This window comes from Paraburkholderia ultramafica (genome assembly GCF_902859915.1).
In the GTDB taxonomy this organism is placed as follows: Bacteria; Pseudomonadota; Gammaproteobacteria; order Burkholderiales; family Burkholderiaceae; genus Paraburkholderia; species Paraburkholderia ultramafica.
In genome coordinates this window covers 231,438-257,111 of sequence record NZ_CADIKK010000003.1, presented here as the reverse complement: position 1 = coordinate 257,111, position 25,674 = coordinate 231,438, and the positions used below count along the sequence as shown (strand labels likewise).

General features: G+C 64.9%; 20 protein-coding genes and 3 pseudogenes. 10 read left to right on the top strand and 13 right to left on the bottom strand.

The window, feature by feature from the left end; all coding sequences use genetic code 11:
* Positions 1-72: 72 nt before the first annotated feature.
* The gene (locus HV744_RS04875; protein WP_175148405.1) at positions 73-510 is read right to left on the bottom strand and encodes a MarR family winged helix-turn-helix transcriptional regulator; all 438 of its coding nucleotides are present in this window, start codon (positions 508-510) and stop codon (positions 73-75) included.
* 114 nt (positions 511-624) lie between these two features.
* On the opposite strand from HV744_RS04875, the pseudogene HV744_RS37120 reads away from it, so the two are divergent.
* Both HV744_RS37120 and HV744_RS04870 read left to right on the top strand, forming a co-directional pair.
* Positions 625-720: pseudogene (locus HV744_RS37120) on the top strand (cupin domain-containing protein); the annotation flags it as partial.
* A 9-nt stretch (positions 721-729) separates the two neighbouring features.
* Positions 730-870: a hypothetical protein gene (locus tag HV744_RS04870; RefSeq protein ID WP_175148404.1), complete on the top strand. Its 141-nt coding sequence runs from the start codon at positions 730-732 to the stop codon at positions 868-870.
* Positions 871-895: 25 nt separating this feature from the next.
* Here the strand turns inward: HV744_RS04870 and HV744_RS04865 are convergent, their stop codons facing one another.
* Positions 896-1,267 carry a hypothetical protein gene (locus HV744_RS04865; protein WP_425497674.1) on the bottom strand — a complete coding sequence of 124 codons (372 nt, stop codon included), beginning with the start codon at positions 1,265-1,267 and terminating at the stop codon, positions 896-898.
* Between the two features lie 351 nt (positions 1,268-1,618).
* Here HV744_RS04865 and HV744_RS04860 point away from each other — a divergent pair, with 351 nt between their 5' ends.
* Complete coding sequence (locus HV744_RS04860; protein WP_175148403.1) at positions 1,619-2,971, top strand: MFS transporter; 1,353 nt, start codon at positions 1,619-1,621, stop codon at positions 2,969-2,971.
* Between the two features lie 139 nt (positions 2,972-3,110).
* Here HV744_RS04860 and HV744_RS04855 read toward each other — a convergent pair whose 3' ends face one another.
* Positions 3,111-5,633 (bottom strand): penicillin-binding protein 1A, encoded by a 2,523-nt coding sequence (locus HV744_RS04855; RefSeq protein WP_175148402.1) that lies wholly within the window; start codon positions 5,631-5,633, stop codon positions 3,111-3,113.
* A gap of 148 nt (positions 5,634-5,781) precedes the next feature.
* On the opposite strand from HV744_RS04855, the gene fabV reads away from it, so the two are divergent.
* Positions 5,782-6,978, top strand: coding sequence for an enoyl-ACP reductase FabV (gene fabV / locus HV744_RS04850; protein WP_175148401.1), 1,197 nt, complete (start codon positions 5,782-5,784; stop codon positions 6,976-6,978).
* 178 nt (positions 6,979-7,156) lie between these two features.
* On the opposite strand, the gene HV744_RS04845 is transcribed toward fabV, so the two are convergent.
* Both HV744_RS04845 and HV744_RS04840 read right to left on the bottom strand, forming a co-directional pair.
* The gene (locus tag HV744_RS04845) at positions 7,157-7,501 is read right to left on the bottom strand and encodes a hypothetical protein (RefSeq protein ID WP_175148400.1); all 345 of its coding nucleotides are present in this window, start codon (positions 7,499-7,501) and stop codon (positions 7,157-7,159) included.
* 247 nt (positions 7,502-7,748) lie between these two features.
* Positions 7,749-7,886, bottom strand: a pseudogene (locus HV744_RS04840) (helix-turn-helix domain-containing protein); the annotation flags it as partial.
* A gap of 154 nt (positions 7,887-8,040) precedes the next feature.
* On the opposite strand from HV744_RS04840, the gene tam reads away from it, so the two are divergent.
* From tam to HV744_RS04825, 3 genes are all read left to right on the top strand, one after another.
* Positions 8,041-8,817, top strand: coding sequence for a trans-aconitate 2-methyltransferase (tam, locus tag HV744_RS04835; RefSeq protein WP_175148399.1), 777 nt, complete (start codon positions 8,041-8,043; stop codon positions 8,815-8,817).
* A gap of 172 nt (positions 8,818-8,989) precedes the next feature.
* Complete coding sequence (locus HV744_RS04830) at positions 8,990-9,355, top strand: hypothetical protein (RefSeq protein WP_175148398.1); 366 nt, start codon at positions 8,990-8,992, stop codon at positions 9,353-9,355.
* On the top strand, positions 9,324-10,547 hold the full coding sequence (locus HV744_RS04825) for an aldehyde dehydrogenase family protein (RefSeq protein ID WP_246278941.1): 1,224 nt from the start codon (positions 9,324-9,326) through the stop codon (positions 10,545-10,547). The genes HV744_RS04830 and HV744_RS04825 overlap by 32 nt, the downstream gene beginning before the upstream one ends.
* 193 nt (positions 10,548-10,740) lie before the next feature.
* Here the strand turns inward: HV744_RS04825 and HV744_RS04820 are convergent, their stop codons facing one another.
* The 6 genes from HV744_RS04820 to nirB all read right to left on the bottom strand — a co-directional run bounded on the left by HV744_RS04820 (position 10,741) and on the right by nirB (position 20,625).
* The gene (locus tag HV744_RS04820; RefSeq protein ID WP_175148397.1) at positions 10,741-11,106 is read right to left on the bottom strand and encodes an ArsR/SmtB family transcription factor; all 366 of its coding nucleotides are present in this window, start codon (positions 11,104-11,106) and stop codon (positions 10,741-10,743) included.
* The gene (locus tag HV744_RS04815) at positions 11,090-11,551 is read right to left on the bottom strand and encodes an SRPBCC family protein (RefSeq protein WP_175148396.1); all 462 of its coding nucleotides are present in this window, start codon (positions 11,549-11,551) and stop codon (positions 11,090-11,092) included. The genes HV744_RS04820 and HV744_RS04815 overlap by 17 nt, the downstream gene beginning before the upstream one ends.
* 295 nt (positions 11,552-11,846) lie before the next feature.
* Positions 11,847-13,214, bottom strand: coding sequence for an MFS transporter (locus HV744_RS04810; protein ID WP_175148395.1), 1,368 nt, complete (start codon positions 13,212-13,214; stop codon positions 11,847-11,849).
* Positions 13,215-13,412: 198 nt separating this feature from the next.
* Positions 13,413-17,606: a bifunctional nitrate reductase/sulfite reductase flavoprotein subunit alpha gene (locus HV744_RS04805; protein WP_175148394.1), complete on the bottom strand. Its 4,194-nt coding sequence runs from the start codon at positions 17,604-17,606 to the stop codon at positions 13,413-13,415.
* A gap of 45 nt (positions 17,607-17,651) precedes the next feature.
* Positions 17,652-18,005, bottom strand: coding sequence for a nitrite reductase small subunit NirD (nirD, locus tag HV744_RS04800; RefSeq protein ID WP_175148393.1), 354 nt, complete (start codon positions 18,003-18,005; stop codon positions 17,652-17,654).
* Between the two features lie 79 nt (positions 18,006-18,084).
* Positions 18,085-20,625 (bottom strand): nitrite reductase large subunit NirB, encoded by a 2,541-nt coding sequence (gene nirB / locus HV744_RS04795; RefSeq protein ID WP_175148392.1) that lies wholly within the window; start codon positions 20,623-20,625, stop codon positions 18,085-18,087.
* A gap of 701 nt (positions 20,626-21,326) precedes the next feature.
* Here nirB and cobA point away from each other — a divergent pair.
* The gene (gene cobA / locus HV744_RS04790; RefSeq protein WP_175148391.1) at positions 21,327-22,142 is read left to right on the top strand and encodes a uroporphyrinogen-III C-methyltransferase; all 816 of its coding nucleotides are present in this window, start codon (positions 21,327-21,329) and stop codon (positions 22,140-22,142) included.
* Positions 22,143-22,150: 8 nt separating this feature from the next.
* On the opposite strand, the gene HV744_RS04785 is transcribed toward cobA, so the two are convergent.
* Together HV744_RS04785 and HV744_RS04780 are read right to left on the bottom strand one after the other, a co-directional pair.
* The gene (locus HV744_RS04785; RefSeq protein WP_175148390.1) at positions 22,151-23,032 is read right to left on the bottom strand and encodes an MOSC domain-containing protein; all 882 of its coding nucleotides are present in this window, start codon (positions 23,030-23,032) and stop codon (positions 22,151-22,153) included.
* A 61-nt stretch (positions 23,033-23,093) separates the two neighbouring features.
* Positions 23,094-23,503, bottom strand: a pseudogene (locus HV744_RS04780) (FCD domain-containing protein); the annotation flags it as partial.
* Between HV744_RS04780 and glcE the strand changes: the two are divergent.
* Entirely contained in the window at positions 23,475-24,353 is an 879-nt protein-coding gene (gene glcE / locus HV744_RS04775; RefSeq protein WP_246278940.1) for a glycolate oxidase subunit GlcE, read from the top strand. The pseudogene HV744_RS04780 and the gene glcE overlap by 29 nt on opposite strands.
* 36 nt (positions 24,354-24,389) lie before the next feature.
* Positions 24,390-25,667 carry a glycolate oxidase subunit GlcF gene (gene glcF / locus HV744_RS04770; RefSeq protein WP_175148389.1) on the top strand — a complete coding sequence of 426 codons (1,278 nt, stop codon included), beginning with the start codon at positions 24,390-24,392 and terminating at the stop codon, positions 25,665-25,667.
* Positions 25,668-25,674: the final 7 nt, after the last annotated feature.

Genomic DNA, 25,674 nt, shown 5'->3' with positions numbered 1-25,674 from the left:
TTCTGACCTGTCAGATAATTGGGTGAAAAAACTGCTGCGAGCATTCGCAGCGTGGTTTGCGTTGCGGCGCGCCTAATCGGCGAGAAACTTGTTCAGCAGGCGGCGCAATTCTTCGAATTCGGTTTTCGTGAACTTTCTCAGACGCCGGCTCAGCACCATCGGGACGATCCCCGGAAGCTGCCCGGAAATCGCTTCGCCCTCCTTCGTCAGCTTCAGGTTGACGACGCGGCGGTCTTCGATGCTGCGCGAGCGTTCCAGCAAACCCTTCTTTTCCAGCTTGTCGAGCATGCGCGTCATCAGGCCGGTGTCGATACCGAGCAGCTTCGACAACTCGAACGGCGTAGTGGCGACGCCCCGGCGCATGGACAGCAGAATGCCCACATGCTGGGAGGTGATGTCGAGCTCCTTGAGCGCGGCATCCATTTCGTTGATCAGCACATTACGTGCTTTGTTGATCGCGAAGCCCACGCTCTGTGTCGGGCTGAAGCTTTCCGGCGAGTAGTGGTTCATCTGGGCCTCCTCGTTGGTGAGCTGAACTTTATCTGCAATGTCAGATATTGTCAAAGTCGATTTCGATACATGAGTGTTTCAGTGGCGAGCACTATTCCGCGCCCTTCCGCGCGAGCGCGAAACGCGAGCGCCACCGAACCCGCGAAGCTGCTCGCCATTTTTGTGGCGGACACGAAAGATAAAGGCCTCGTCACGTTCGACAAAAAGTGACCGGGCGCGGTGATCGCTGCGGCGCCGCTGGTCGGCGACTCGCAGAACCTCACGCCGTCGTCGACGCGTTCGCAGTTGGTCGGGATGCTGGGGCTGGTGGTGGCGTTCCGGGCGGAGCGCGTTTGCTCATTGCTGATCGTGAATGCGTGATCGGCACCTTGGTGCCCTCTTCACGTTAGAACTTCGGATGACACTCGAAATTGACTGACGAGGCGTGTTCGCTCATCATTTGCACGCCGCTGACGGTTTCCGTCGTGATACTGCTCTGCATGCCGCGACGCTCGCAGTAGTCGCGCGCTTCGTTCATGGCGTGGTCGTGCGCGCGCGCCCACGCCATCCGCCCGCCTGTCGCGCTCGCCTCCACCGTATAGATGCCAGGCTTGTCGGTGGCGACGACGTCGCCCGTCGATGCGCATCCCACCAGGCTCGCGCATGCGATGACTGCCGCAATGAGACCGCGCACCCGGTTGGACAACGCGTGTCGACCCGCGAGCGGGAAGAAGGCATCGCGCCGTTCGGGCATCCGATCCGAATCATGAATGACCATGTAATACCTGTACTTTTTTGACCGATTACCAAACCGTAATTATCCGTATTCACGCGCAAGAGATCAGCCTCATCACTCGAAAACACTGTTGCGTGCTCTTGAACAATCGTTGGAGTGTCGACGCCTGCTGTGGTTCCGACGTCGAGCGGAGGATCTGACGCATCCCGGTGCGCGAGCCTGAGCGTCGTTTCATTTGGAGCGCATCGTCTTCCTCTTCATGCCGCGGCACACTCGTTGCTGCATCCACTCCCTGATCACAGCCTTGCGCAAAAAACTTCCTGAATCGCGCTTCAGCGTCTACTCTGTAACGACGTCATTCAAACGAACCGGAATAAACCGGAGGAGACATCGATGGAACTCGAAGCACGCACCATAAAACGTGTAACGGTTCGGCTCGTGCCGTTCCTGATCCTTTGCTATTTCATCGCCTATCTGGACCGGGTCAACGTCGGCTTTGCCGCGCTGCAGATGAACAAGGCGCTCGACCTGTCGGCCAGTGCGTTCGGCTTCGGCGCGGGGATCTTCTTCATTGCGTACTTTTTCTTTGAAGTCCCGTCCAATCTGTTGCTCGAACGATTCGGCGCGCGCCGCTGGATCGCGCGGATCATGTTCACATGGGGCATTCTCGCCGGCGCGATGGCGTTCATCCCCGACATCGCGCGCTACACGGGGCTCTCGGCCGCACATGTGTTTTATGGCCTGCGCATCCTGCTGGGCGTGGCGGAGGCCGGGTTCTTTCCCGGCATCATCTTCCTGCTCACGCTATGGTTTCCCGCCGCGTATCGCGGCCGCGTGGTCGGCTATTTCATGGCGGCGATTCCGCTGTCCACCGTGATCGGCGGGCCGATTTCCGGCGCGCTGCTGTCCTTGGACGGCCGTGGCGGACTGGCCGGCTGGCAATGGGTGTATCTGATCGAAGCGCTGCCCGCCGTGCTGCTTTCGTTCGGTGTGCTGTTCTATCTGACTGACAAACCCGCGGACGCCACCTGGCTCGCCGCCGAAGAGCGCGACTGGCTGGTCGCGCGCCAGAAGCGCGAACGCGAGCATCGCGAAGCCGTGCGCACGTTCAGCGTGAAAGAAGCGCTGATCAATCCGCGCGTGCTCGCGATCGCGCTGATCTACTTCGGGGCGAACGCCACCAACTATGGGCTGAGTTTCTTCCTGCCGCAGATCGTCAAGTCGTTCGGTCTCACCAATCTGCAGACGGGTTTTGTGACGTCGCTGCCGTATATCGTCGGCGTGATCAGCATGGTGCTGTGGGGGCGGCACTCGGACCGCAAGCTCGAACGCAGATGGCACGTGGCGATCGCGCTGCTGGTCGCGGCCGGCGGCATCGCGGCCGCGGCTGGGCTCGACAATCCGGTGCAGAAGATGATCGCGCTGTCGATCGCCGGGTTCGGCATCTTCGGCTGTCTGCCGGTGATCTGGACGTTGCCGGCCTCGTTCCTGTCAGGCGCGGCTGCTGCGGGCGGTATCGCCGCGATCAATTCGCTCGGCAATCTGGCGGGATTCTTTGGACCGTTCGCGATGGGGTGGATCAAGGATAGTACTGGGGGGTTCGGCGCTGGGTTGTTGTGTCTGTCGGGGGCTGGGCTCGTCGGGGTCGCGGCGGTGTTGCTGCTGCATCATGATGCTTCGCTTGAAGCGTCGTCGGGCGTTGCAAGTCCGCAGGCGGCGGGTGGTGCTGAAGTGGCGCAGTCCTAGCGACGCGACAGAGCGCTGGCCGATACAGCGGCGTCGCTGTTGGGACCGCCGCCGCGTCGATGTCGGGGGCGCAGCGGCGTCGCCGTCGGGCCCGCTCTCGCGAGCGTGGTCCTGTCATCCGATGCTGTCCGCGCCCACCTCAGTGCGATGCGCCACCACCGTTCGTCGACGCCCCTTCGTTAGCCGTGCTGCCAGCATCCGGCGGCACAACATCATCCGGCGTGGGCGTCGGCGCAATGGCCGGTTCGCCGCCGCCATGCGCTTCACCGTCGACCGCCCCATTCGCGGGCGCCGAAGCCGAGCCCGGCGCTTGCAGCAACGGCGGTTGCGGCAGCGCATGCGGCTCAACCGCTGTCTCGGGCACAGAGGACCCACCGGACGCCGCCACCGCAGCCGAAGCACCCGCCTCAACCGCCGCAGCCGGCGCACGACGCACCGGACCCCGCGTGACAACCTGCTTCTCCGGCTTGGCCGGCGCCGCCGCGAACAGCTGCCGGAACCACTCGCGCAACCTGCCGGTGTGCTCGGCAAACCAGCCCGGCTCCTGCACCGTATCGAACTTGACGCGACTATCGACCAGCCTCGAGCGCTGCGCGCGCTGGAAGAAGTCGCCGACGATCGGCAGCGCGCTATGCGCCCCCTGCCCCCAGTAGTCGCTGCGCAACGTCACCCGGCTGTCGTTGAAGCCCACCCACGCGCCCGCCACCAGTTGCGGATGAATCAGGATGAACCAGCCGTCCGCATTGCCCTGGGTCGTGCCCGTCTTGCCGGCAACATCGCCGCGCACGCCGAAGCGGCTGCGAATGCTCGAACCCGTGCCCCGGCTCACCACGTCGCGCATCACGTCGACCAGCGTGCGGGCGGTATCCGCGGGCAGTTCCTGTTTCGGCGACGCCGGCGCGAACTCGGCCAGTACGTCGCCGTTGCGATCCTCGATCCGCGTGACCATCACCGGCTCCACGTACCCGCCGAGGTTGGCGATCGTGCCGTAGGCCGAGACCATCTCCTTGAGCGTCACCGGGCTCGTGCCGAGCGCGAGCGACGGCACCGGGTCGAGTTCGCTGTCGCGCACGCCCATCGCGCGCGCAAGCCGCGCGACCTTGTTCGGGCCGACCGTCTCCATCACCTGCGCGGTAATCCGGTTGCGCGAATACGCGAGCGCGTCGCGCAGGCTGATCGCGCGCTCGCTCGGCTCGTCCTCGTCGCTCGGCTTCCAGATTTCGCCGCCGGCCAGCGGGATTTCGACGGCCTTGTCGACGAAGGTGTCGGAGGGTTTGGCGCCGGCTTCGAAAGCCGCCGCGTAGACGAACGGCTTGAAGGTCGAGCCCGGCTGACGGCGCGCCTGCTGCACGTGATCGAACGGATCCTGGCTGAAGTCGCGGCTGCCGACCCACGCGCGGATCTGGCCGTTGCGCGGGTCCATCGCGAGGAAGTCGGCCTGCACGCGGGTCTTCGACTCGCAGACCGACTGCACCAGCTTGCGGTCCGACGCGACGCGCTTGAGCGCGTCCTCGTCGCTCAGGCCCGCGTCTTTCGCGGCGCGGAAGTCGGGCGTTTCGCGCAGGAAGGTCGGCAGCAGATCCCGGCCGCCCGCACAGCCCGCACGCGTGCCCCATGCCGAGTTCGCGATCCCCTGCAACTGGTTGCCCTGCAGCGTCACGGCCTGGGTCGCCATGGTTTGCAGGCGCGAATCGATGGTGGTGCGCACCACCAGGCCATCGGAATAGATGTTGTAGTCGTTGCGATCGGCCCACGCCGCGAGCCACTTGCGCAGTTGCTGCGCGAAGTGCGGTGCGGGTCCGGGCGGCTCAGTCTGACGTTCGAAATCGATGCGCAACGGACGCCGCTTGAGCGTCTCGAAGGCCGCCGGCGTCAGCTTGCCGTACTTGACCATCTGCGCGAGCACCGTATTGCGACGATCCAGCGCGCGCTCCGGGTTCAGCACCGGGTTGTAGTAACTATTGCCCTTGAGCATGCCGGTGAGCGTCGCGCTTTCCAGAACGTTCAGATCGGACGCCGATTTGTCGAAATAGGTGCGTGCCGCCATCTCGATGCCGTACGCGTTGTACAGGAACGGCACCGTATTCAGGTAGGTTTCGAGAATCTCGTCCTTGCTATAGAGCGCCTCGATCTTGAAGGCGGTGATCGCTTCCTTGAGCTTGCGCGTCAACGTAGGCGCGCGGCCGATCTCGTCGGGATAGAGATTGCGTGCGAGCTGCTGGGTGATGGTCGAGCCGCCCTGCCGGTCACCGGAAAACGTGTGCAGCGCGGCCGCTGCCGTACGCCGCCAGTCGAGGCCCCAATGCTGATAGAAGCGATGGTCTTCTGTGGCGATCAGCGCGTTCACCACGTTCGGCGAGATGTCCTTGAGCTTGACCCACTCGCGGTTGGACGGCTTGAACTCGGCGAGCAGCTTGCCGTCGGCCGACAGGATCTGCGCCGGCTGCTCGATCTTCGCCTTGCGGATGTCGCCGATGCTCGGTGTGAACGGAATCAGGATCAGCACATACAGGAGCAGCAGCACGGGCAGCGCGGCGCACGCCCACGCCACGCCGCGGCGGGTGGGATGGCGCAGATGCCACCAGGCCTGCGCGATGAGCGGGTTCGCGAGGGTCAGCCCTTTATCGAGGGCCGCCAGAAATGAGGGGATGAGGCGCTTCACACATGCTACCGTCTGCCGGGAAAGGCGCAATCCTACCAAGATGCGCGGCGGCGGCGGATTTTTGCGTCGCGGGCGGCCAAACCGGCATGGCGTGCCGGCGGCAATCGAGGGCCACTATAATGTCGCCAATTCCGACAAGAGGTGCTTCATGATCATCAAACCGCGCGTGCGTGGCTTCATCTGCGTATCAACCCATCCGACCGGCTGCGAAGCCAACGTCAAGGAACAGATCGAGTACGTCAACGCACGCGGTCCCATCGCCAATGGTCCGAAGAAGGTGCTCGTGATCGGCGCATCCACCGGCTACGGCCTCGCCGCCCGCATCAGCGCCGCGTTCGGCTGCGGCGCCGACACGCTCGGCGTGTTCTTCGAGCGCGCCGGCAGCGAAACCAAGGCGGGGACGGCCGGCTGGTACAACACCGCCGCGTTCGAGAAATTCGCCACGGAGAAAGGCCTGTACGCGACCAGCATCAACGGCGACGCGTTTTCCGATGAAGTCAAGCAGCGCACCATCGAGGTGATCAAGCGCGATCTCGGACAGGTCGACCTGGTGGTCTACAGCCTCGCGGCGCCCAAGCGCACGCATCCGAAGAGCGGCGAAGTGTTCAGCTCGACGCTCAAGCCGGTCGGCAAGGCGGTGAATCTGCGCGGCATCGACACGGACAAGGAAGTCATCAAGGAAACGGTCCTCGAACCGGCGACGCAAACCGAGATCGACCACACCGTCGCGGTGATGGGCGGCGAAGACTGGCAGATGTGGATCGACGCGCTGCTCGACGCCGGCGTGCTCGCGGACGGTGCGAAGACCACCGCGTTCACCTATCTCGGCGAAAAGATCACGCACGACATCTATTGGAACGGCTCGATCGGCGCGGCCAAGAAAGACCTCGACCAGAAAGTGCTGGGCATTCGCGCCAAGCTCGCGGCCAAGGGCGGCGACGCGCGCGTGTCGGTGCTGAAGGCGGTCGTCACGCAGGCCAGCTCGGCGATCCCGATGATGCCGCTGTATCTGTCGCTGCTGTTCAAGGTCATGAAGGAGAAAGGCACGCACGAAGGCTGCATCGAGCAGGTGTACGGCCTCTACAAGGACAGCCTGTACGGCGACGCGCCGCATATCGACGACGAAGGCCGTCTGCGCGCCGATTACAAGGAGCTCGACCCCGAAGTGCAAGCCCGCGTGCAGGCGCTGTGGAGCCAGGTGACCAACGAGAATATCTACGAACTCACCGACTTCAGCGGCTACAAGACCGATTTTCTGCGCTTGTTCGGCTTCGAGATCAAGGGCGTGGATTACGACGCGGACGTCAATCCGGACGTGCAGATTCCGAAGCTCGTGCAGGTCTGACCTGGTGCGGCGACGGGCTCGCTTGCCGCGGGTTCGTCGCATGGGCGCGCATTTTGTCCCGGGCTGGACGGACCGACATGACGAGGGCTCGCGAGCAATCACGCGCCGTTCGTGTCGGAATCGTTTGGCTGGTCGGTCGCTGGAATCAGGCTCGCGCCGCTGGCCTCAGGCCCCCATGTCAGCAGGGAAACGCCCCTTGAAGCGAACGGAGAATCGCGAGCCCGATCGGAAAATCGTCGGAGATACCTGGATGGTTGGCGAAAAATGCGTCGAGCAGCGGATAGACGTTCTGATTGCCGATGGCGAGCGTTTGCGGCGGACAGAACAGCGGCGGCCGGTTCTTCGACACCAGGTCGCCGTTCGCCCAGCCCAGCGCGTTGATCGTGCCGGTAATGTACGCGGCGTAGACGGAGTTGTTATCCGTATGAGCCCATTGTTTGTATTGCGAGGCCGTCATCTCGGCGCTCGCATTCACCGTGAAAAACGCTGTCAGCAAAACCAGCGCGAATTTTGTCACCCGCATCGTCGAACCTTCGATCTGTGTCGCAAAAGCGGCCATTGTAGGTGAGTCGGGACGCGCTATGCAGAAGCGTTGCGTGAGCGCGAATCCGTAAGCTTTTCAGCGGGATTTCTGTAAGCGGCGCGGGCATGCGATGGCATGCGTTCGGCGCAAGACGCGCCGCGTTCACGTCGGGAGCGCTCCCGTACCGTGCCCTGCGCTGAGCGGCTTATGGCGTGCCGTTGCGGCAACAGTCGCGATAGCCTTCGCGCCCGGCAAGCGTTTCGAGCTTGCGCAGCCGCTGCGTGATCGCCGTTTGCGTGACGTGCAGCGAATCGGCCGCGCCCTGGAAGCTGCCGCGATCCGCAATCGCGACAAACGCCTGGCCCCCCAAGGTGTCGATTTTCATTAGAAAAATGAAGGAATCGGAATCATAAATTCATTTTGCTCCGCCTGCGCAGCCGCCGAGAATGGGCGGATTGGATCGGAGCAGACCGGTTCGGAACGCCGCAAACGCAAGCGCCCGCTGCCGATCCGCGCACTCAGCCTACAAGGAGCATCAGATGACAGCGACGACGGAGTGGCAGGCGAAGCAGTACGTGTTGTTCGAAAACGAGCGCACGCGCCCGGTCAGGGATCTGCTGGCGGCGGTGCCGGCAACGGACGTGCGGATCGCGGTGGACCTCGGCTGCGGGCCCGGCAATTCCACCGAAACGCTCGCGGAGCACGTGCCGGGCGCGGCGATCAGCGGCCTCGACAGCTCCCCAGACATGATCGCGGCGGCCCGCCAGCGCCTGCCGCAATTCCAGTTCGATGTGAGCGACATTTCGACGTGGGACGCCGCCGGCCCGTACGACCTGATCCTCGCGAATGCCGTGCTGCAATGGGTGCCCGACCACGAGCGGCTGTTTCCTTCGCTGGTGAAGAAGCTCGCGCCGGGCGGCAGCCTCGCCGTGCAGATGCCCGACAATCTGGACGAACCCGCGCACCGTCTGCTGCGCGAAATCGCGGCGCACGGCCCTTGGGCGCATAAGCTCAAGGGCGTCGAGCGGACCATGCGCTACGACGCCGGCTGGTACTACGGATTGCTCAAGCCGCTGTGCGCGCGGGTCGACGTGTGGCGCACCGTCTACCATCACCCGCTCGCGGGCGGCGCCGACGCGGTGGTCGAATGGTTCAAGGGCAGCGCGCTGCGGCCGTTCCTGGCCGGGCTCGACGGCGCCGAACAGCAGGCTTTCCTGCAACGTTACCGGGATGAAATCGCGAACGCCTATCCGCCGCTCGCCGACGGCACGGTGTTGCTGCCGTTTCCGCGGCTTTTCATCGTCGCCACGCGCTAGCCGGGCTAGCCGCACCGGCCGGCGCGTGCGCCGCGGCGCGGGTGGGGTAACGTACGCGCCAGGGACGTCAGGCATTGCCGCTCGTGAATTCTGCGTGATAATGTTTGCTGAAAGCGAAGGATGGCGGCCCGCCGTCCTCACCGGGAAGCAATTTCTAGCAGCGAGCGTCGCCATGAGTGATGTACGCCATCATCTGAGTCCACGTGACCGTTTGGAGCTGTTGTGCTGGCTCACATGCGGTTGCCTTGGCGCCTATTACCTGAATGAGGAGTGGCCCGACGCGGCGTTTCATGTGCAGGCCGCGCATAAGTGGCTCGACCGCCGCTCGCGCGAGGCCGACTGGCTGAGCATCGCGAAGCTGTCGGCCACCGCGCTCGAGATCGCGCAGCGGCACGCACGGTTCGTCGACACTGATTGGGCGCGCGACGCGGTCGAAGAAATCCTCGATACGGATGAAATCGACCCGCAAGCGAGATTGCTCCAGCAGGTGCTGGCGGATTGCCAGAATGCGCTGGCGGATCGGCGGCTCGCGGATTGAGTTGCCGGCGTTGCGGCAGGATCAGAAATTGTGCCGCAACCCCACGATCACCGAGAGCTGCTTATCGGTGTCCGAATTGACGAGATTCGGAATCTGCGCAAGATTCTCCGTCGCGCCCGTCGACGGATTGATCCCCAGCCCGGCACCCGAAGACTTCTGCCCGATCGCCACCGCGTACACCGCCGTGCGCTTCGACAGCGTGCCGTGGAATTTCCCGCTGCTGATGGCGGTGTGGAAGATTGCGCCGGCGCTCGCCTGCGGCTGCACCGTGGTGCTCAAGCCCGCGGAAGAAACACCGTTGACCGCGATCCGCCTCGCCGAACTGGCGCACGAAGCGGGCTTCCCGGCGGGCGTATTCAACGTGGTGACTGGCCGTGGCGAGACTGCCGGTGCGGCGCTGGTCCGGCATCCGCTGGTGAATAAGGTCACCTTCACGGGATCGACCGAAGTTGGCCACATCATCGGCCGGCAATGCGCCGACGATCTGAAGCGGGCCTCGCTGGAATTGGGCGGCAAGAGCCCGGTGATCGTGCTCGACGACTGCGACCCGCGCAAGGCGATCGAAGGCGCCGCCGGCGCGATCTTCTTCAATCACGGCCAGGTTTGCACGGCGGGCTCGCGCCTGTATGTCGCGCGCTCGATCTACGATGAAGTCGTGCAAGGCATCGCCGCGGTGGCCGATAGCATCGCGCTCGGCTCGGGCTTCGATACGGCGACGCAGATGGGACCGATGGTCTCCGCGCGGCATCGCGACAAGGTGGTCGGCATGATTGCGCAAGGCCAACAGGAAGGCGGCGAGATCCTGTCGCGCGAGGCCCGCGTGGACGGCGACGGCTACTTCGTGCGCCCGACGGTGATTGCCAATCACGCGTGCAAGCCGCTCACCGTCGTCAAGGAAGAGGTGTTCGGACCGGTGCTCGTCGCGATGCCTTACGACGACCTCGATGAAGTGCTGGCCCAGGCGAACGCGTCCGAGTATGGGCTCGGTGCGAGCGTCTGGACGAATCAGCTCGACAAGGCGCTGCGGCTCGTGGATGGGATCGAAGCGGGCACGGTGTGGGTCAACACGCACAACATGGTCGACCCGGCGATGCCGTTCGGCGGCTTCAAGGCGTCAGGGATCGGCCGCGAACATGGCAAGGCGATCATCGATTCCTATACAGAGAGCAAGTCGGTGTGTATTGCGTATTGATGGCGTGCGGCAGGTGATGCCGCATACGTTTCAAGTCAGCGGGGCTGGCGCGGCTGGGCGCGCCGGCCTCGCTGTGTTCAATTGTTTTTGGTGTTCACGGTCCGTATACAGTCGTGGTCATTGAACGAGTTCGTGCCGTTTCGACCACGTTCAATGATCGTGGACATCAGCCGGAACTCGCCTTCGCCACCCTTCACTCCTCCACCATCGCCTTCAACCTCGACAGCGCCTGATCCCACTGCCCGGAGATCGCATCGAGCGCGCGGCGCGCTTCTTCGAGGTGGGCCGGCTCGAACGCCCACAAGCGCTCACGCCCGACCTTGACGTCGCGCACGAGGCCCGCGTTGGCAAGCACCTGCAGATGTTGCGTAACAGACTGCCGCGTGATCTCCGTACCGGCAGTCAGTTGCGCAATCGACATCGCGCTACCCGCACACAGCACGGCAATCAGACGCAGGCGCGTCTCATCGCCGAGCGCCGCGAAAATCGGCGCGGAGTGTCGCAGCATCGACACCTTCAGACCCGCGCTTGCCGTTGCCGTTCTAGCCCTTGGCGACATGCTTTTCGATGTTGGCCATTTGATGTTCCCACCCACCGGTGTTCATGCGGAAGGCTTCATCGCGGCGCGCGGCGGGAATCCGGTCGAAACCCGATTCGACGACACGCAGCAACGTGCCCCCATCGACCTCGGCCAGCTCGAACACGACCAGCGTGGTCGGCTCCGGCGAGTAGTCGACCGACGCATCGATCGCGGCCGGATGCCAGCGCCACGACAGGTGATGCTCGGGCTCGACGCGCTCGATCAGCAAGTCGATGACGAGATGCTCATAGCCCGGATAGGTCATATTGCCCTGCACGGTCTGGCCGGCGACGAACTGCTTGCCGGTCAGATTCATGCCGAACCATGTGCCGAATTCCTCGGCATTGGACAACGCGCGCCAGACCCGCGAGCGCGGCGCCTTCAGCAGAATCTGTTTTTCGATGCGATCGGTCGATGAGTTCATATGCAGCCTCCTGACTGCATATTAGAAACGCTCTCCCCAATATGCAAGTCTTTGCCTGCGTATTTTTTTGCGGCTTTTCGTAAGGTAGCTCACGGTTCGTCGTGCTCTTTCTGCTCTTGGGCAAGCGCACGTTCGGCAGAATCATGAGCGCGCACACCGCGCCGCGCAGCGCCGTGGCTTCGCATCCACGCGCTGCCGCGGCGCCCACGTCCGCGCCCGCGTTCACTCACAGGCCCGCGTGCGTCGCGGGACCACGCACTCTCAGGTGCCGCCGAGTCGCGTCGTTCGTGCTGCATCATTCGGTGGCGTGCGCGTGCATCACGCCAGTCTGCATCGACCACGCCATCCACGGACGGCGTAGCGCGACGATTGCGAGGAACGCGCAGGCGGCCAGCGCGCCGAACGTCGCAAAGCCCATCTGATAGCTGCCCGTGGTTTCCTTCGCGATGCCCATCACGACCGGCAGATAAAACCCGCCGATGCCGCCCGCCGCGCCGACGATGCCCGACATCAGACCCGTGCGGCCCGCCCACCGATGCGGCACCAACTGGAAGGTCGCGCCGTTGCCAAGACCGAAGGCCACATACAGGCACAACAGCAGCGCAATGCCGCCGACCATCGAAGGCATCGCGGCGGCGAACACGAAGTCGCACAGCGAAATGATCGCGAGCAGGATCGTCAGCGCGCGCACGCCGGACACCTTGTCGGCGATCAGGCCGCCGAGCGGGCGCACCATCGCGCCGGTGGCGGCGAGCAGCGCCATGAACAGGCCCGCGTCGATCTTCGACAACTGATAGAGGTTGGTCAGCAGCAGCGACACATACGAGGACATGCCGACGAAGCCGCCGAACGTGATGCTGTACACCAGCATGATCGCCCACGTGTCGCGCTCACCGAGCACCGAGCGATAACGCTTGGGCAGCACCGCGATGGCCAGCAGCGCGCCGATCACCGGCAATAGCAGCACGCCGGTCTTGCCGGAACCGAACAGGCCGGCTTCGACCAGCAGCACCAGCACGATCAAACCGACCAGCGTCACCGCGAAGCTGCCGAACGCACGCAGCACGCTGCCCGACTTCACGCCCGAATCGTTGGCCCAGAAATACAGCGTGATCGCGGCAATCGCGAGCAACGGCAGTGCGCCGCCGGCGGCCATCTGCCAGCCGTAGTGCGTCGCCAGTTGCGGGAACAGGAAGCCGTCGAGCACCGCGCCGATATTGCCGGCCGCGGCCAGCCCCAGCACCAGGCCCTGTACCTTCGGCGGATAGTTGCTGCCTGCCATCGGCAAGGCCACTGCGAAGCTCGCACCGCCGACGCCGAGGAACACGCCGAGCACCAGCAGCATCTCGTAAGACGGCACCGACTGCATCAGCGGCAGCACGATGGTCGGCACCGCCGATAGCAACACGCCCAGCAACGCAATGCGCCTGCCATGCGCCGATTGATACAGATTGCCGAGCGTCACGCGCAGAATCGCCGCCGACAGCACCGGCACCGCGACCAGCAAGCCTTGTTGCGCAGGTGTCATCGCAATGCTCTTGCTGATGAACGGCGCGAGCGGTCCATACAGAACCCACACGGTAAAGCCGGTGTCGAAATAGAGGAAGCACGCCACTAGCGCGCGCCAGTCTCCGCTCTTCAGGGAGCTCATCACGTTTTTCATCAGACATCCTCACAAAACTGATTTCTCGACTATCCGGCAATGGCGTTGGGCGCCATGCACCGGCATGTCACGATGTTGAAAATCCGGCCATGACATGCAGCTTCCATGCCATCCGGGTCCGTCTTTTGAAGCTTGATTGAGTACTCTGTGAAACCTTGAATTCGTGACTGCGCCGGCCGCGTCGAAACGGCCCGCCACTCAATACACGTCGCGTGCGTAGCGCTTGTCCCGTGCCAGACGGCTCACGTAGTCGGCGGCTTTTTCGTCGCTCATGCCGCCGTGCGTGGCGACCACATCCTTGAGCGCGGCGTCCACATCGCGCGCCATCCGGTTCGCGTCGCCGCATACGTAGAAATGCGCACCGTCTTCGAGCCATGCCCACAGTTGCGCACCTTGTTCGCGCATGCGGTCCTGCACATAGATCTTGTCGGCCTGGTCACGCGAGAACGCGAGGTCGAGTCGGGTCAGCACGCCGCTGTCGCGCATCGTTTCGAGTTCGTCGCGATAGTAGAAATCGGTGGCCGCATGTTGCTCGCCGAAGAACAGCCAGTTGCGTCCCCGGTCGCCACGTGCACACCGCTCGTGCAGAAAGCCGCGAAACGGTGCGATGCCGGTGCCGGGGCCGACCATGATCATCGGTGTGTCGGCATGGTGAGGAGGACGAAAGTGTGCGGATTTCTGCACGAACACAGGCACGTCGGTTTCGCCCGCACGGTCGGCGAGAAACGTCGACGACACGCCTTTGCGATGACGCCGGCCATTGTTGTAACGCACTGCCGACACCGTCAGATGCACTTCGCCCGGATGCGCCTTCGGGCTCGACGCGATCGAATACAGGCGCGGTTGCAGACGCTTGAGCATGCCGGTCAATTCGGCGGCCGTAAGACCCACCGGAAATTCATGCAGCACGTCGGCGAGCTGCTGGCCCCACAACCATTGTTTGAGGTCGGCCTTGCGCTCGGGCGTCAGCAGATCGCGCAGCGCGCCGTTGCTGCTGCGCGCGGCAATGAACGCAAGCGCGTCCGCGCCCGGACGCGCGATTTCGTAGTGCTTGCCGAGCGCATCCGCAAGACGCATGTCGCCCGTGCCCGCCACGTGCACCGGCGCATCCGCGCTCAGGCCGCTCAGGCTGATCAATTCGTCGACCAGCTCGGGACAGTTGCTCGGCCATACGCCGAGCGCATCGCCCGCTTCGTATTCGAGGCCCGAGTCGCCGGTGTTCAGCGAGAAATAACGCGTGTCCTTCGCCGTGCCCTGGCGGTTCAGGCGCAGATTGCTGACGAGCCGCGAAGCGGCCGGCCGCGCTTTGGTCGGCACCGCGCCGGGCACCACCGCGTTGATCATGCCACCGGCCGGCACAGCATGCAGCGCCGCATCTTCTTCGTTGATACGTACGATGATGCGTTCGAGCCACGCGTCGGCGCTCTCCTGATATTCACCATCGCAATCGACGCGGTCCATCAGACGCAGCGCGCCTTGCGCGGCGAGACGCTCGTCGAGACGGCGGCCGTGGCCGCAGAACTGATCGTAGTTGCGGTCACCGAGCGCGAGCACCGCGAAGCGCACGCCGTCCAGACGCGGCGCAGCGTCGGCGCTCAATTGCGTCCAGAAACTTTGCGCGTTGTCGGGCGGATCGCCGTCGCCGAACGTGCTCGTCATCAGCAGCACGTATTGCGCTTTGGCGAGCGATGAGGCCTGATAGTCCGCCATGCACGAGGTGCGGATTTCGAAGCGCGACTCCATCAGACGCGTTGCATAGCGCTCGATCAGCGATTCGGTGTTGCCGGTTTGCGAGGCCCACAGCAGCGTCACCTTCGGCCGCACGCGCACAATGCGCACGCCGGACGCCTGCGCCGCGTCGGCCTGCGTATAGGCCTGCGCATTGGCGAGCAGCGCAGCGCCGGGCGTGGCCGCGAGCGTCGCGCTACGGCTATAGAGGCCGGCTAGCAGACCGTCCACATGGAGGCGGGTCGCCGTATCGAACGGCGCGCTGCGCGGCAGAACCGGCACGCTGTCGATACCCTGCGCTTCGGCCGAACGCAAACCACTGACGAAGCCCGCCAGGTAGGCGCGCTCGGCGTCGGTGAGCGACGGCGCGGGTGTCGGTGGCAATTGCAACAGGCTGGTGAGTGCATCGATACGGGGCATGTCCTGATCCTTGACGCTTGCGGTAACGGCAACTGCATCGGTCTCCGTGGTCACTTCATCATCGCCATTCAGAACCGGCTCGACGGTGTCGAGCGCGACCGGACTCAGCGCGACCGCGCAGAATTTCAGTTCGGGCTGCTGGGAAACCGGATCGATCGCGTCGCTCGTCACCGCGTTGATGCACAGGTCGTCGCCGAACACGTCGTTCCAGTGCATTGGCGCGAAGCAGTTGCCGGCGCTCACGCGTTCGGTGACGAGCGCGGGCAGCACCGCGCGGCCACGGCGCGAACGAACCTCGACCGGGTCCTTCGCCTTGATGCCGAGCGTGGCGGCGTCTTCGGGATGAATCTCGACGAACGGACCCGGGTTCAACTTGTTGAGCATCGCGACCTTGCCGGTCTTGGTCATCGTGTGCCATTGATGCTGCAGGCGGCCCGTGTTCAACACAATCGGGTACTCGCGATCGGGTAATTCAGCCGGGGCCGCATAGGCGCGGGCGAAGAACATCGCCTTGCCGCTCGCGGTCGGAAACACGAGTCGTGGACGGCTGCCGTCGGGCAGTTCCTTCAACGTTTGGCTCACGCCGTCGTTGAGGTAGCGAACCGGATTGCGATCGGCGGAATCGGTGGCCGCCAGCGGCCATTGCAACGGCGTTTCCTTCAGACGGCGATGGCTTGCGCCACGCAGGTCGTAGCCAGTCTTCGGGTTCGACGCGCGGGTGATTTCGGCGAACACTTCGTCGGCGCTCGCATAAGTGAACGCAGCGGCGAAACCCATTTCGCAGGCGACGCGCGCGATGATCTGCCAGTCCGGCAACGCGGCGCCCGGCGGCTCGATGCCCTTTTGCATCAGCGTCAGATTGCGCTCGGAGTTGATCATCACGCCCTCCGCTTCGGCCCACAGCGCGCCGGGCAACAGCACGTCGGCGTAGCGGTTGGTCTCGGTGTCGAGGAACGTGTCCTGCGCGATCACGAGTTCCGCGGCACGCAAACCGGCGATAGCGTTCTGCCGGTTGGCGACGCTCGCCACCGGGTTCGTGCAGATGATCCAGCAGGCCTTGATGTCGCCCGCGGCCATGCGCGTGAACATGTCGATCGTGCCGTTGCCGACTTCGGTCTTCAGCGTGCCCGGCGCAATGCCCCACAGGTCTTCGACAAACGCGCGGTCCGCGTCGACCAGCACCGAACGCTGGCCCGGCAAACCCGGCCCCATGTAGCCCATTTCGCGGCCGCCCATCGCATTGGGCTGGCCCGTCAACGAAAACGGCCCGCTGCCGCGCCGGCAGATCTTGCCGGTCGCCAGATGCAGATTGCAGATCGCGTTGGTGTGCCACGTGCCGTGCGTGCTTTGATTCAGACCCATGGTCCAGCAGCTGATCCACTCTTTCGCGGCGCCGATCATTTGCGCGGCGCGGCGAATGTCCTCGACGGCGAGGCCCGTGATTTGCGCGACGTGCTCAGGCGTGTAGTCGGCGAGAAACGCGGGCATCGCGTCCCAGCCTTCGGTGGCGTCGGCGATGAAAGCGGCATCCGTATGGCCGTTTTCGTGCAGCAGATGCAGCAGGCCGTTGAGCAGCGCGAGATCGGTGCCCGGCTTGATCTGCATGAACAGATCGGCCTTCTCCGCGGTCGCGTTGCGGCGCGGATCGACGACGATCAGTTTGGCGCCCGCCTTCACGCGATCCATCATCCGCAGGAACAGAATCGGATGACAGTCGGCCATATTCGCGCCGATCACGAAGAACAGGTCGGCGTGATCGATGTCCTCGTACGATCCCGGCGGGCCGTCCGCACCGAGCGAGAGCTTGTAGCCGCTGCCAGCGCTCGCCATGCACAGGCGCGAATTCGATTCGATGTTGTTGGTGCCGACGAAACCCTTCGCGAGCTTGTTGACGAGGTACTGCGCCTCGATCGACATCTGGCCGGACACGTAAAACGACAACGCGTCCGGTCCGTGTTCGTCGAGCAGGCCGCGCAGACGCGCCGCCGTGGTGCTGATCGCCTGCGCCATCGGCAGCGGCACCGGATCCTCGTCGCGCGCATGCCGCACGAACGCGCTTTCCAGACGCCCCGACTTGCGCAACGCGACATGCGCCGACTGCCCTTTCGTGCACAGCCGTCCGAAGTTGGCCGGATGCTCCTTGTCGCCGGAGATCTTCACGACCTGGCCGTCCTCGACGTGCAGCACCATCCCGCAGCCAACGCCGCAGTAGGGGCACACGGTTTTTACGCTAGTGGAGGACATGAGTGGCGGCGTCGTTCTAAAAAAAGGTTGCAGAAATTCAGCGGCTCAAACCGCGACCCACACGTGGCCGTCTTCGACGCGCGTGTCGAACGCGCCGACGGAATACGACGGGCTCTCGAGACACTCGCCGGTGCGCAGATCGAAGTGATGCTTGTAGATCGGCGACGCGACCACGACGCGTTCACCGAGGCTGCCGATCAGCCCGCGCGACAGCACGGCCGCCTGCGAGCCCGGATCGTAGTTTTCGATCGCGTATACGGCGGCGTTGGCGTTGCCGTCGTTCACATGAAAAACCGCCACCTGTTCGCCGTTGACCAGCGCGCAGACGCCCGTGTTCGGCACGATGTCGTCGAGTTGGCAGATGGCCGTCCAGGGGCGTGGTACGCGTTCGTTGTTCATGGCGGAAGTCCTCGCTTAGTGGGCAAATCAGTGGGCAAATCAGTGGGCAACAAGTGAAGCAAACAGGCGACGCAAAAAATCACACGGTCTCGACCACGACAGGAATCGCCGCGAGCCTCGATTGCCGCTCGGCGGGCGTGGCCGGCCGGATCTGGCCGCGTTCCTCGACGAATCGAACATTGCTGTCAGGCTCGCCGCTGTTGACGAAATGACGGAAGCGCTTGCGCGTTTCGGGATCGGTGACGGCCTTCTTCCATTCGCACTCGTAGGTCTCGACCACGTGCTGCATCTCCGACTCGAGTTCGGCGGCCACACCGAGGTGATCGTTGACCACCACGTCGATCAGATAGTCCAGACCGCCTTCGAGGTTGTCGCGCCACACGCTGGTGCGTTGCAAACGGTCGGCGGTGCGCACGTAGAACATCAGGAAGCGGTCGATGTAGCGGACCAGCGTGTCCTTATCCAGATCCGACGCGAGCAGTTCGGCGTGACGTGGCTTCATGCCGCCGTTGCCGCACACGTAGAGGTTCCAGCCCTTTTCGGTCGCGATGATGCCGACGTCCTTGCCCTGCGCTTCCGCACATTCGCGGGTGCAGCCCGACACGCCGAACTTGATCTTGTGCGGCGTGCGCAGGCCCTTGTAGCGGTTCTCTAGTTCGACTGCGAGGCCCACTGAATCGCCGACGCCATAGCGGCACCACGTCGAGCCGACGCACGACTTCACGGTGCGCAGCGACTTGCCGTACGCGTGGCCGGATTCGAAGCCGGCCGCGATCAGTTCTTCCCAGATCAACGGCAGTTGCTCGACGCGCGCGCCGAACAGGTCGACCCGCTGACCGCCAGTGATCTTCGTGTAGAGGCCATATTTCTTCGCGACCTGGCCGACCGCGATCAAGCCGTCGGGCGTCACTTCGCCGCCCGCCATGCGCGGCACGACCGAATAGGTGCCGTCGCGCTGAATGTTGGCGAGGTAGTAGTCGTTGGTGTCCTGCAGCGACGCGTGCTCTTTCTTCAGCACGAATTCGTTCCAGCACGACGCGAGAATGCTCGCGACCGCCGGCTTGCAGATTTCGCAGCCCAGGCCGTGACCGTGCCTCGCGAGCAGTTCGCCGAAGCTGCGCACGCCCTCGACACGCACGATGTGATACAGCTCCTGGCGCGAATATGGGAAGTGCTCGCAGACGTGGTTATTGACCGCGAGGCCCTGCTTCTTCATCTCGGCCTTCATCACCTGCGTGACGAGCGGCACGCAACCGCCGCACGAGGTGCCGGCGGCGGTCGCGCATTTGAGCGCGCCGATGTCGGTGGCGCCCGCGCACACTGCCGCGCACAGCTCGCCCTTCGAGACGTTGTTGCACGAGCAGATCTGCGCGGCGGCCGGCAGCGCCTCGACGCCGAGCGCGGGTTTCGCGTTGCCGTCCGCTTGCGGCAGGATCAGGAATTCAGGCGCTTCGGGTAGCTCGACGCGGTTCAACATCATCTGCAGCAACGTGCCGTATTCGCTCGCGTCGCCGACCATCACGCCGCCGAGCAGATACTTGCCGCAATCGGACACCACCAGCTTCTTGTAGACCTGCCTGCGCTCGTCGCTGAACTGGTACGCGCGGCTGCCCGGCGTGTTGCCATGCGCGTCGCCGATGCTCGCCACGTCGACGCCCATCAGCTTGAGCTTGGTGCTCAGGTCGGCGCCGGCGAATTCGGCCGTATCACCGAGCAGCTGCTTCGCGACCGTGCGCGCCATGTCGTAACCCGGCGCGACGAGCCCGAACAGTTGGCCATTCCACAGCGCGCACTCGCCGATCGCATAGATGTGCGGATCGCTGGTGCGGCAGTCGTTGTCGATCACGATGCCGCCGCGCGCGCCGAGCGTCAGCCCGCATGCGCGCGCCAGGTCGTCGCGCGGACGAATGCCTGCGGAGAACACGATCATGTCGGTGTCGAGATGGCTGCCGTCCGCGAACTGCATGCGGTGCGTGCCCGCTTCGCCGTCGACGATCGCCGTCGTGTTCTTCTGCGTGTGCACCGTCACGCCTAGCTCTTCGATCTTGGTGCGCAGCACGCGGCCGCCACCGTCGTCCACTTGCACGGCCATCAGACGCGGCGCGAACTCGACCACATGCGTTTGCAGGCCCATGTCGCGCAACGCCTTCGCGCATTCGAGACCCAGCAGTCCGCCGCCGACCACCGTGCCGGTCTTCGAGCGTGCGCCACATTCCTGCATCGCTTCGAGATCGTCGATAGTTCGGTACACGAAGCAATCGGCGCGTTCGCGGCCTGGCACTGGCGGCACGAACGGATACGAGCCGGTGGCGAACACCAGCTTGTCGTACGGTAGCGTTTCGCCGGTCGACACCGTCACGGTGCGCGCGTCGCGATCGATCGCCACGGCCTTCGCGTTCAGCTTGAGCAGCACGTTCTGGCGTTCGAAGAAGCCCGGCTCGACGAGCGACAGATCGTCCGCGGTCTTGCCCGCGAAGAATTCGGACAGGTGAACGCGATCGTAGGCCGGCCGCGATTCCTCGCACAGCACCGTGATGTCGAGGCCGTGCGCGGCATCAAGCGCGAGGCTCTCGACCAGTTTGTGGCCGACCATCCCGTGACCGATAACGATGATTTTCATGAGCGCGGTGTCCTCAATGTGCTGAGCGTCGGGCGTCGCCGTCGGGTATCGGGCGAAGCGCTTGCGGAAATAAAAACGGCGTCCCGCGAACCCAGTCGATGACTGAATTCGGGGGACGCCGTTGTCCTGACCTGTACTGCAGCGAGTGCTTTGTGTCGCACTCGCGCCGGATCCACGTTGATCCGATGGCAACGCATAACGCAAAGGCCGTGCCAATCGTGCGCAATGCGGCCAGGAAGACCGTGGCGCGAGGCTTTGCGGCGAATCGCACAGCCGTGCGGCGAAACCGACGCGCGGCGCGTTTTGATGCAGCCAGGCACATGGATGGTGCGACGCAGCACTGTGCACGTGCGCAACGCGGGCACGCGAACGGTGCGCAAACCCTGCGTTTTTAGCGCGGCGCGCGACGCGCGGTATGGGATAGCGCGTGCGTCGCCGATGCCTGGCGTGGTACTTGCGTGAGCCAGCGCGAAGTCATTCAGGCAACGCGGCCGCGATGACCGGACACAGCACAATGGCGTGCTCCGTCCCGCTTGAACCGACTACGAAACCGGCTACGAAACAGACCGCAGCAACGGACAACGGCGTCCCCTCGTGAGCATCACGGGCGGACGCCGTTTTTCGTTTTGTTTATCTGGCGCTGGCGGGACGACTGGCGTCGGCTGGAAAACCGAAACACTACAGAAACGAAGGACACCGCGATGAACACGAACACCGGCAAGGTCACGTTACTGAGCGCCGGCCCGGGCGATCTCGACCTGCTCACGCTCAAAGCCGCGAAAGCGCTCGCGGCCGCCGACGTCGTGCTGCTCGACGACCTCGCCAATCCCGACATCGTGACGCTCGCACCGCAGGCCCGCGTGATCCGCGTCGGCAAGCGCGGCGGCTGCCGCTCGACGCCGCAAGCGTTCATCGAACGCCTGATGCGGCGCTACGCGCTCAAGGGCTTGCACGTGGTGCGAGTGAAAGGCGGCGAAGCGCTGCTGTTCGGGCGCGCCGGCGAAGAACTGGCGGTGTTGCGCGAAGCCGGCATCGCGGTGGAGATCGTCAACGGCATCTCGTCGGGCTTCGCGGCCGCGGCGGGACTCGGCATCTCGCTCACGCATCGCCGCCATTGCCACGGCGTGAGCTTCGTCACCGCGCACACCGAAGATCACGGCGAGCCGGACTGGGCCGCGCTCGCGGCGACCCGCACCACGCTGGCGATCTATATGGGGATGCGGCGTATCGGCAGTATTGCGAGCGCGTTGCTGGCGAGCCTGCCGGCCGACACGCCGGCCGCCGTCGTGCAATGGGCGGGCGGGATCGACGAGCGGCGCCTGCTGACCCGCCTCGACCGGCTCGTCGCCGACGCGACGCACGCGGGCTTCAGCAGCCCGGCGGTGATTCTGGTGGGCAGCGCGATCGGCGAGAGCGTCGAGCGCGCGTGGGGGGAGCGCGATGCCTGGCGCGATCAGGCAGAGGTCATCCAGGGCGGCGAACCGCTCGCGCATGTTGCCATCGCGCACGCTGCCTGAAGCGTTCGTCAGTCGCCGAAACCCAACTCCGCTTCAACCGCTTGCCCGACACGCAGCCACGCCCCGGCCCCACTCGCGACCAGCGCGTTGTTGCCGAACGTGAGCGCGCCGTCGCGCTGTGGCTTGGCCCGGTACAGGCTCATCGTGTCGGTCGGTTCATTCGGCCAGTCGGGGTCGGGCGCGCCCTTCGCCTGGTCGATGGTCGGCATCGGGCAGCGCGCGCACAGCTTGACCATTTGCAGTTGCACGCGCTGCTCACCGTCTGTCGCGCTAGCGACGTTCAGCGTTTCCACATAGTCCTCTTCGTACGCATCGAGTCCCGTCAGCACGACATTCGGACGGAAGCGGTCGATTGGAATAGCCGGCGCGCCCTTGTGGTTCAGCCGCGCGTTCAGGTCGTCGAGCGAAGCCTGGCCGACCACCAGTAGCGGAAAGCCGTCGGCGAAAAACGTCGTGGCGCCGCCGACGCTGCCGGTGTAGTCCGGATCGACGGTCCGCTCGTGCTCGGGGTTAAAGCGCAGGAGCCGCGCCGGCACGCCGAGAAACTCCGAGAACCAGGCGGCGCTTGCTGCGCCGGTGTCGAGGCCGTAGGCCGCGTCGCTCCAGACCGAAGTCTCCACCTTGCGCGCCGCGTCGAGTTGCGCGGCGTCGAGCGGCGTGCGCAGCTCGCTCATGCCGGGCGCGCTGAGCACGAGGTCCGCCTCGCCTGGCTCGGCCTTGATCAGCGCCATGCGCGGATACGCGCGCTGCGTGAACATCGCACCGTGCGGATCCGTGACCATCCAGCATCGATCGTATTCGAGGCCGGTCGCGAGCAGGCGCGCTTCACGCAGCGCGATGCCCGCGCAGGATTTGACCGGATAGACGAACAGCTCGCTGATGGTAGGCATGGTGTGGTGGGCGCGTGGCGCGCACGCGAGTGGTTGGTTCGAGGCTCGATTGTAAAGCCCTCTACTCCCAACCTTCCAGCCGCAGCGTGGCGCGCACGAGCCGCTGCTCTTCCTGTTCGATTTCCCGCAGATTCGCGCACACGCTCGCGATGTGATCGGCCGCCGCCTTGCGCGCCTGTTCGGGCAGCTTGCCGGTGACGGCGTTATAAAGCCGCGCATGCTGACGATCGATCACGCGCTTTTGCGGCTCGCGGTGATACAGATTGTTGACCGACGCGAATACCGAGCTCAGCAGCAGATCGGTCAGTGAGCTCAGCGTATGCACAGCACCGGGTTATGCGAGGCCTCGCAAATCGCCAGGTGAAACGCGTGGTCGAGCCGCGCGTGAGTCGATGCACTCGTCTCCTTGCCATGCGCCGCGATCATCTCCTCGTAGCGGCGCGTGATCTGCACGAAGTCGGCCGGCACGCCGCTCGCCGAACTGAACGCCACGCTCGATGCCGCCGGCCAGATGCTGCCGTGCGAGCCGCCGGCCTTCGACGGCGCCGCCACTGTCGGCGGCATGGTGGCCGCGGGCCTCGCTGGTCCGCGCCGGCCGTGGTCCGGTTCGGTGCGCGACTTCGTGCTCGGCTGCCGCGTGATCACGGGCCATGCGAAGCATCTGCGCTTCGGCGGCGAGGTGATGAAGAACGTCGCCGGCTATGACGTGTCGCGTTTGCTTGCCGGCAGCTTCGGCTGCCTCGGACTGATCACGGAAGTGTCGCTGAAGGTGCTGCCCAAGCCGCGCGCCCTCGCCTGCCTCGCGCTCGATCTCGACGCGGGCGAAGCGCTGCGCGAACTGTCGGCGTGGCGCCGTGCCGTGCTGCCGGTGAGCGCCGCGTGTCACGTCGACGGCCGCCTGCATGTGCGTCTCGAAGGCGGCGTGGGCTCGGTGGCGTCGGCGGTGGATCGCATCGGCGGCAACGAACTGGAGCCGCGCTTCTGGGAGGACTTGCGCGAGCATCGTCTGGCGTTTTTTGCCGGCCCGCGTGCGCTGTGGCGGCTGTCGTTGCCAAACGCTTCGCCGTTGTTCGACCTGCCCGGCGACACGCTGCTCGACTGGGGCGGCGCGCAACGCTGGCTGAAAAGCGACGCGCCGGCCGCGACAATCCGCCAGATCGCACAAGCGGCGGGCGGTCACGCGATCTGCTTCACGCCGCGAGTGGACGCCGAGCCGTTCATGCCGCTACCGCCCGCGCTGCTGCGCTTTCACCGGCAACTGAAGCAGCAACTCGATCCGCACGGCCTCTTCAATCCGGGCCGCCTGTACGCCGAGCTTTGAAAACCTGAAGGCGAATCTCCGAAGGGGGACATCAGCATGCAAACCAATCTCAGCGACCGCGCCAAAACCCTGTCGCGCGCGGACGAAGCCGAGCAGATCCTGCGCTCGTGCGTGCACTGCGGTTTCTGCAAAGCGACCTGCCCGACCTATCAACTGCTCGGCAACGAACTCGACGGCCCGCGCGGGCGCATCTATCTGATCAAGCAGATGCTCGAAGGCGAGCCGGTCACGCAGAAAACCCAGTTGCACCTCGACCGTTGCCTCACCTGCCGCAACTGTGAAACCACCTGCCCGTCCGGCGTCACCTATCGTGCGCTGCTCGATATCGGCCGCGCGGAGCTGGAGCGACGGGTCCGGCGGCCCGCCGCCGAACGCCAGCTGCGTGAGGGTTTGCGCCGTGCGATCCCGCATCCCGCGGGGTTCGACGCGCTGCTGAAGACCGGCCGCGCGCTGCGGCCGTTTCTTCCGGCCGCGCTTGGACGTAAAATCCCCAAGCGTAGCGCCCGCCCGAAAGCCCGGCCGACGTTACGGCATCCGCGCACGATGCTGATGCTGGAGGGCTGCGTGCAACCCGCGCTGTCACCGAACACCAACGCGGCCGCCGCGCGCGCGCTCGACCGGCTTGGCATCAGCATCGTCAATGCCGAGCGGGCCGGCTGCTGTGGGGCGACCGATTATCATCTGAATGCGCAAGAGGCAGGCTTGGCGCGCGCACGGCGCAGTATCGACGCGTGGTGGCCCGCCATCGAGGCCGGGGCCGAGGCGATCGTGCAAACGGCGAGCGGCTGTGGCGCGTTCGTCAAGGAGTATGGGCATCTGCTGCGCGACGACCCGCGCTATGCGTCGAAAGCGCAGCGGGTCAGCGAACTGGCGCGCGACCTCGTCGAGGTGTTGGCTCACGCGCCGCTCGACAAGTTGCTTGCGGATGCGCAGATGAATTCGCAGGCGGCATTGCCGGGGGAATCGTCGACGCAGGTGTCGACGCAGGCCCGGCGGCGCATCGCGTTTCACTGCCCATGCACGTTGCAGCATGCGCAGAAACTGGGCGGCGCGGTCGAGTCGATCCTGCAACGGCTCGGCTTCGATCTCACCGCCGTGCCCGATGCTCACTTGTGCTGCGGCTCGGCGGGCACGTATTCGATCACCCAGCCCGAGCTGGCGCAGCGACTACGCAACAACCGGCTCGATGCGCTGGAAAGCGGCCAGCCGGAGCTGATCGTGACGGCCAACATCGGCTGCCAGACGCACCTGGACAATGCGGGGCGCACGCCGGTGCGTCACTGGATAGAACTTGTAGAAGCATCCTTACCATAACCGAGAC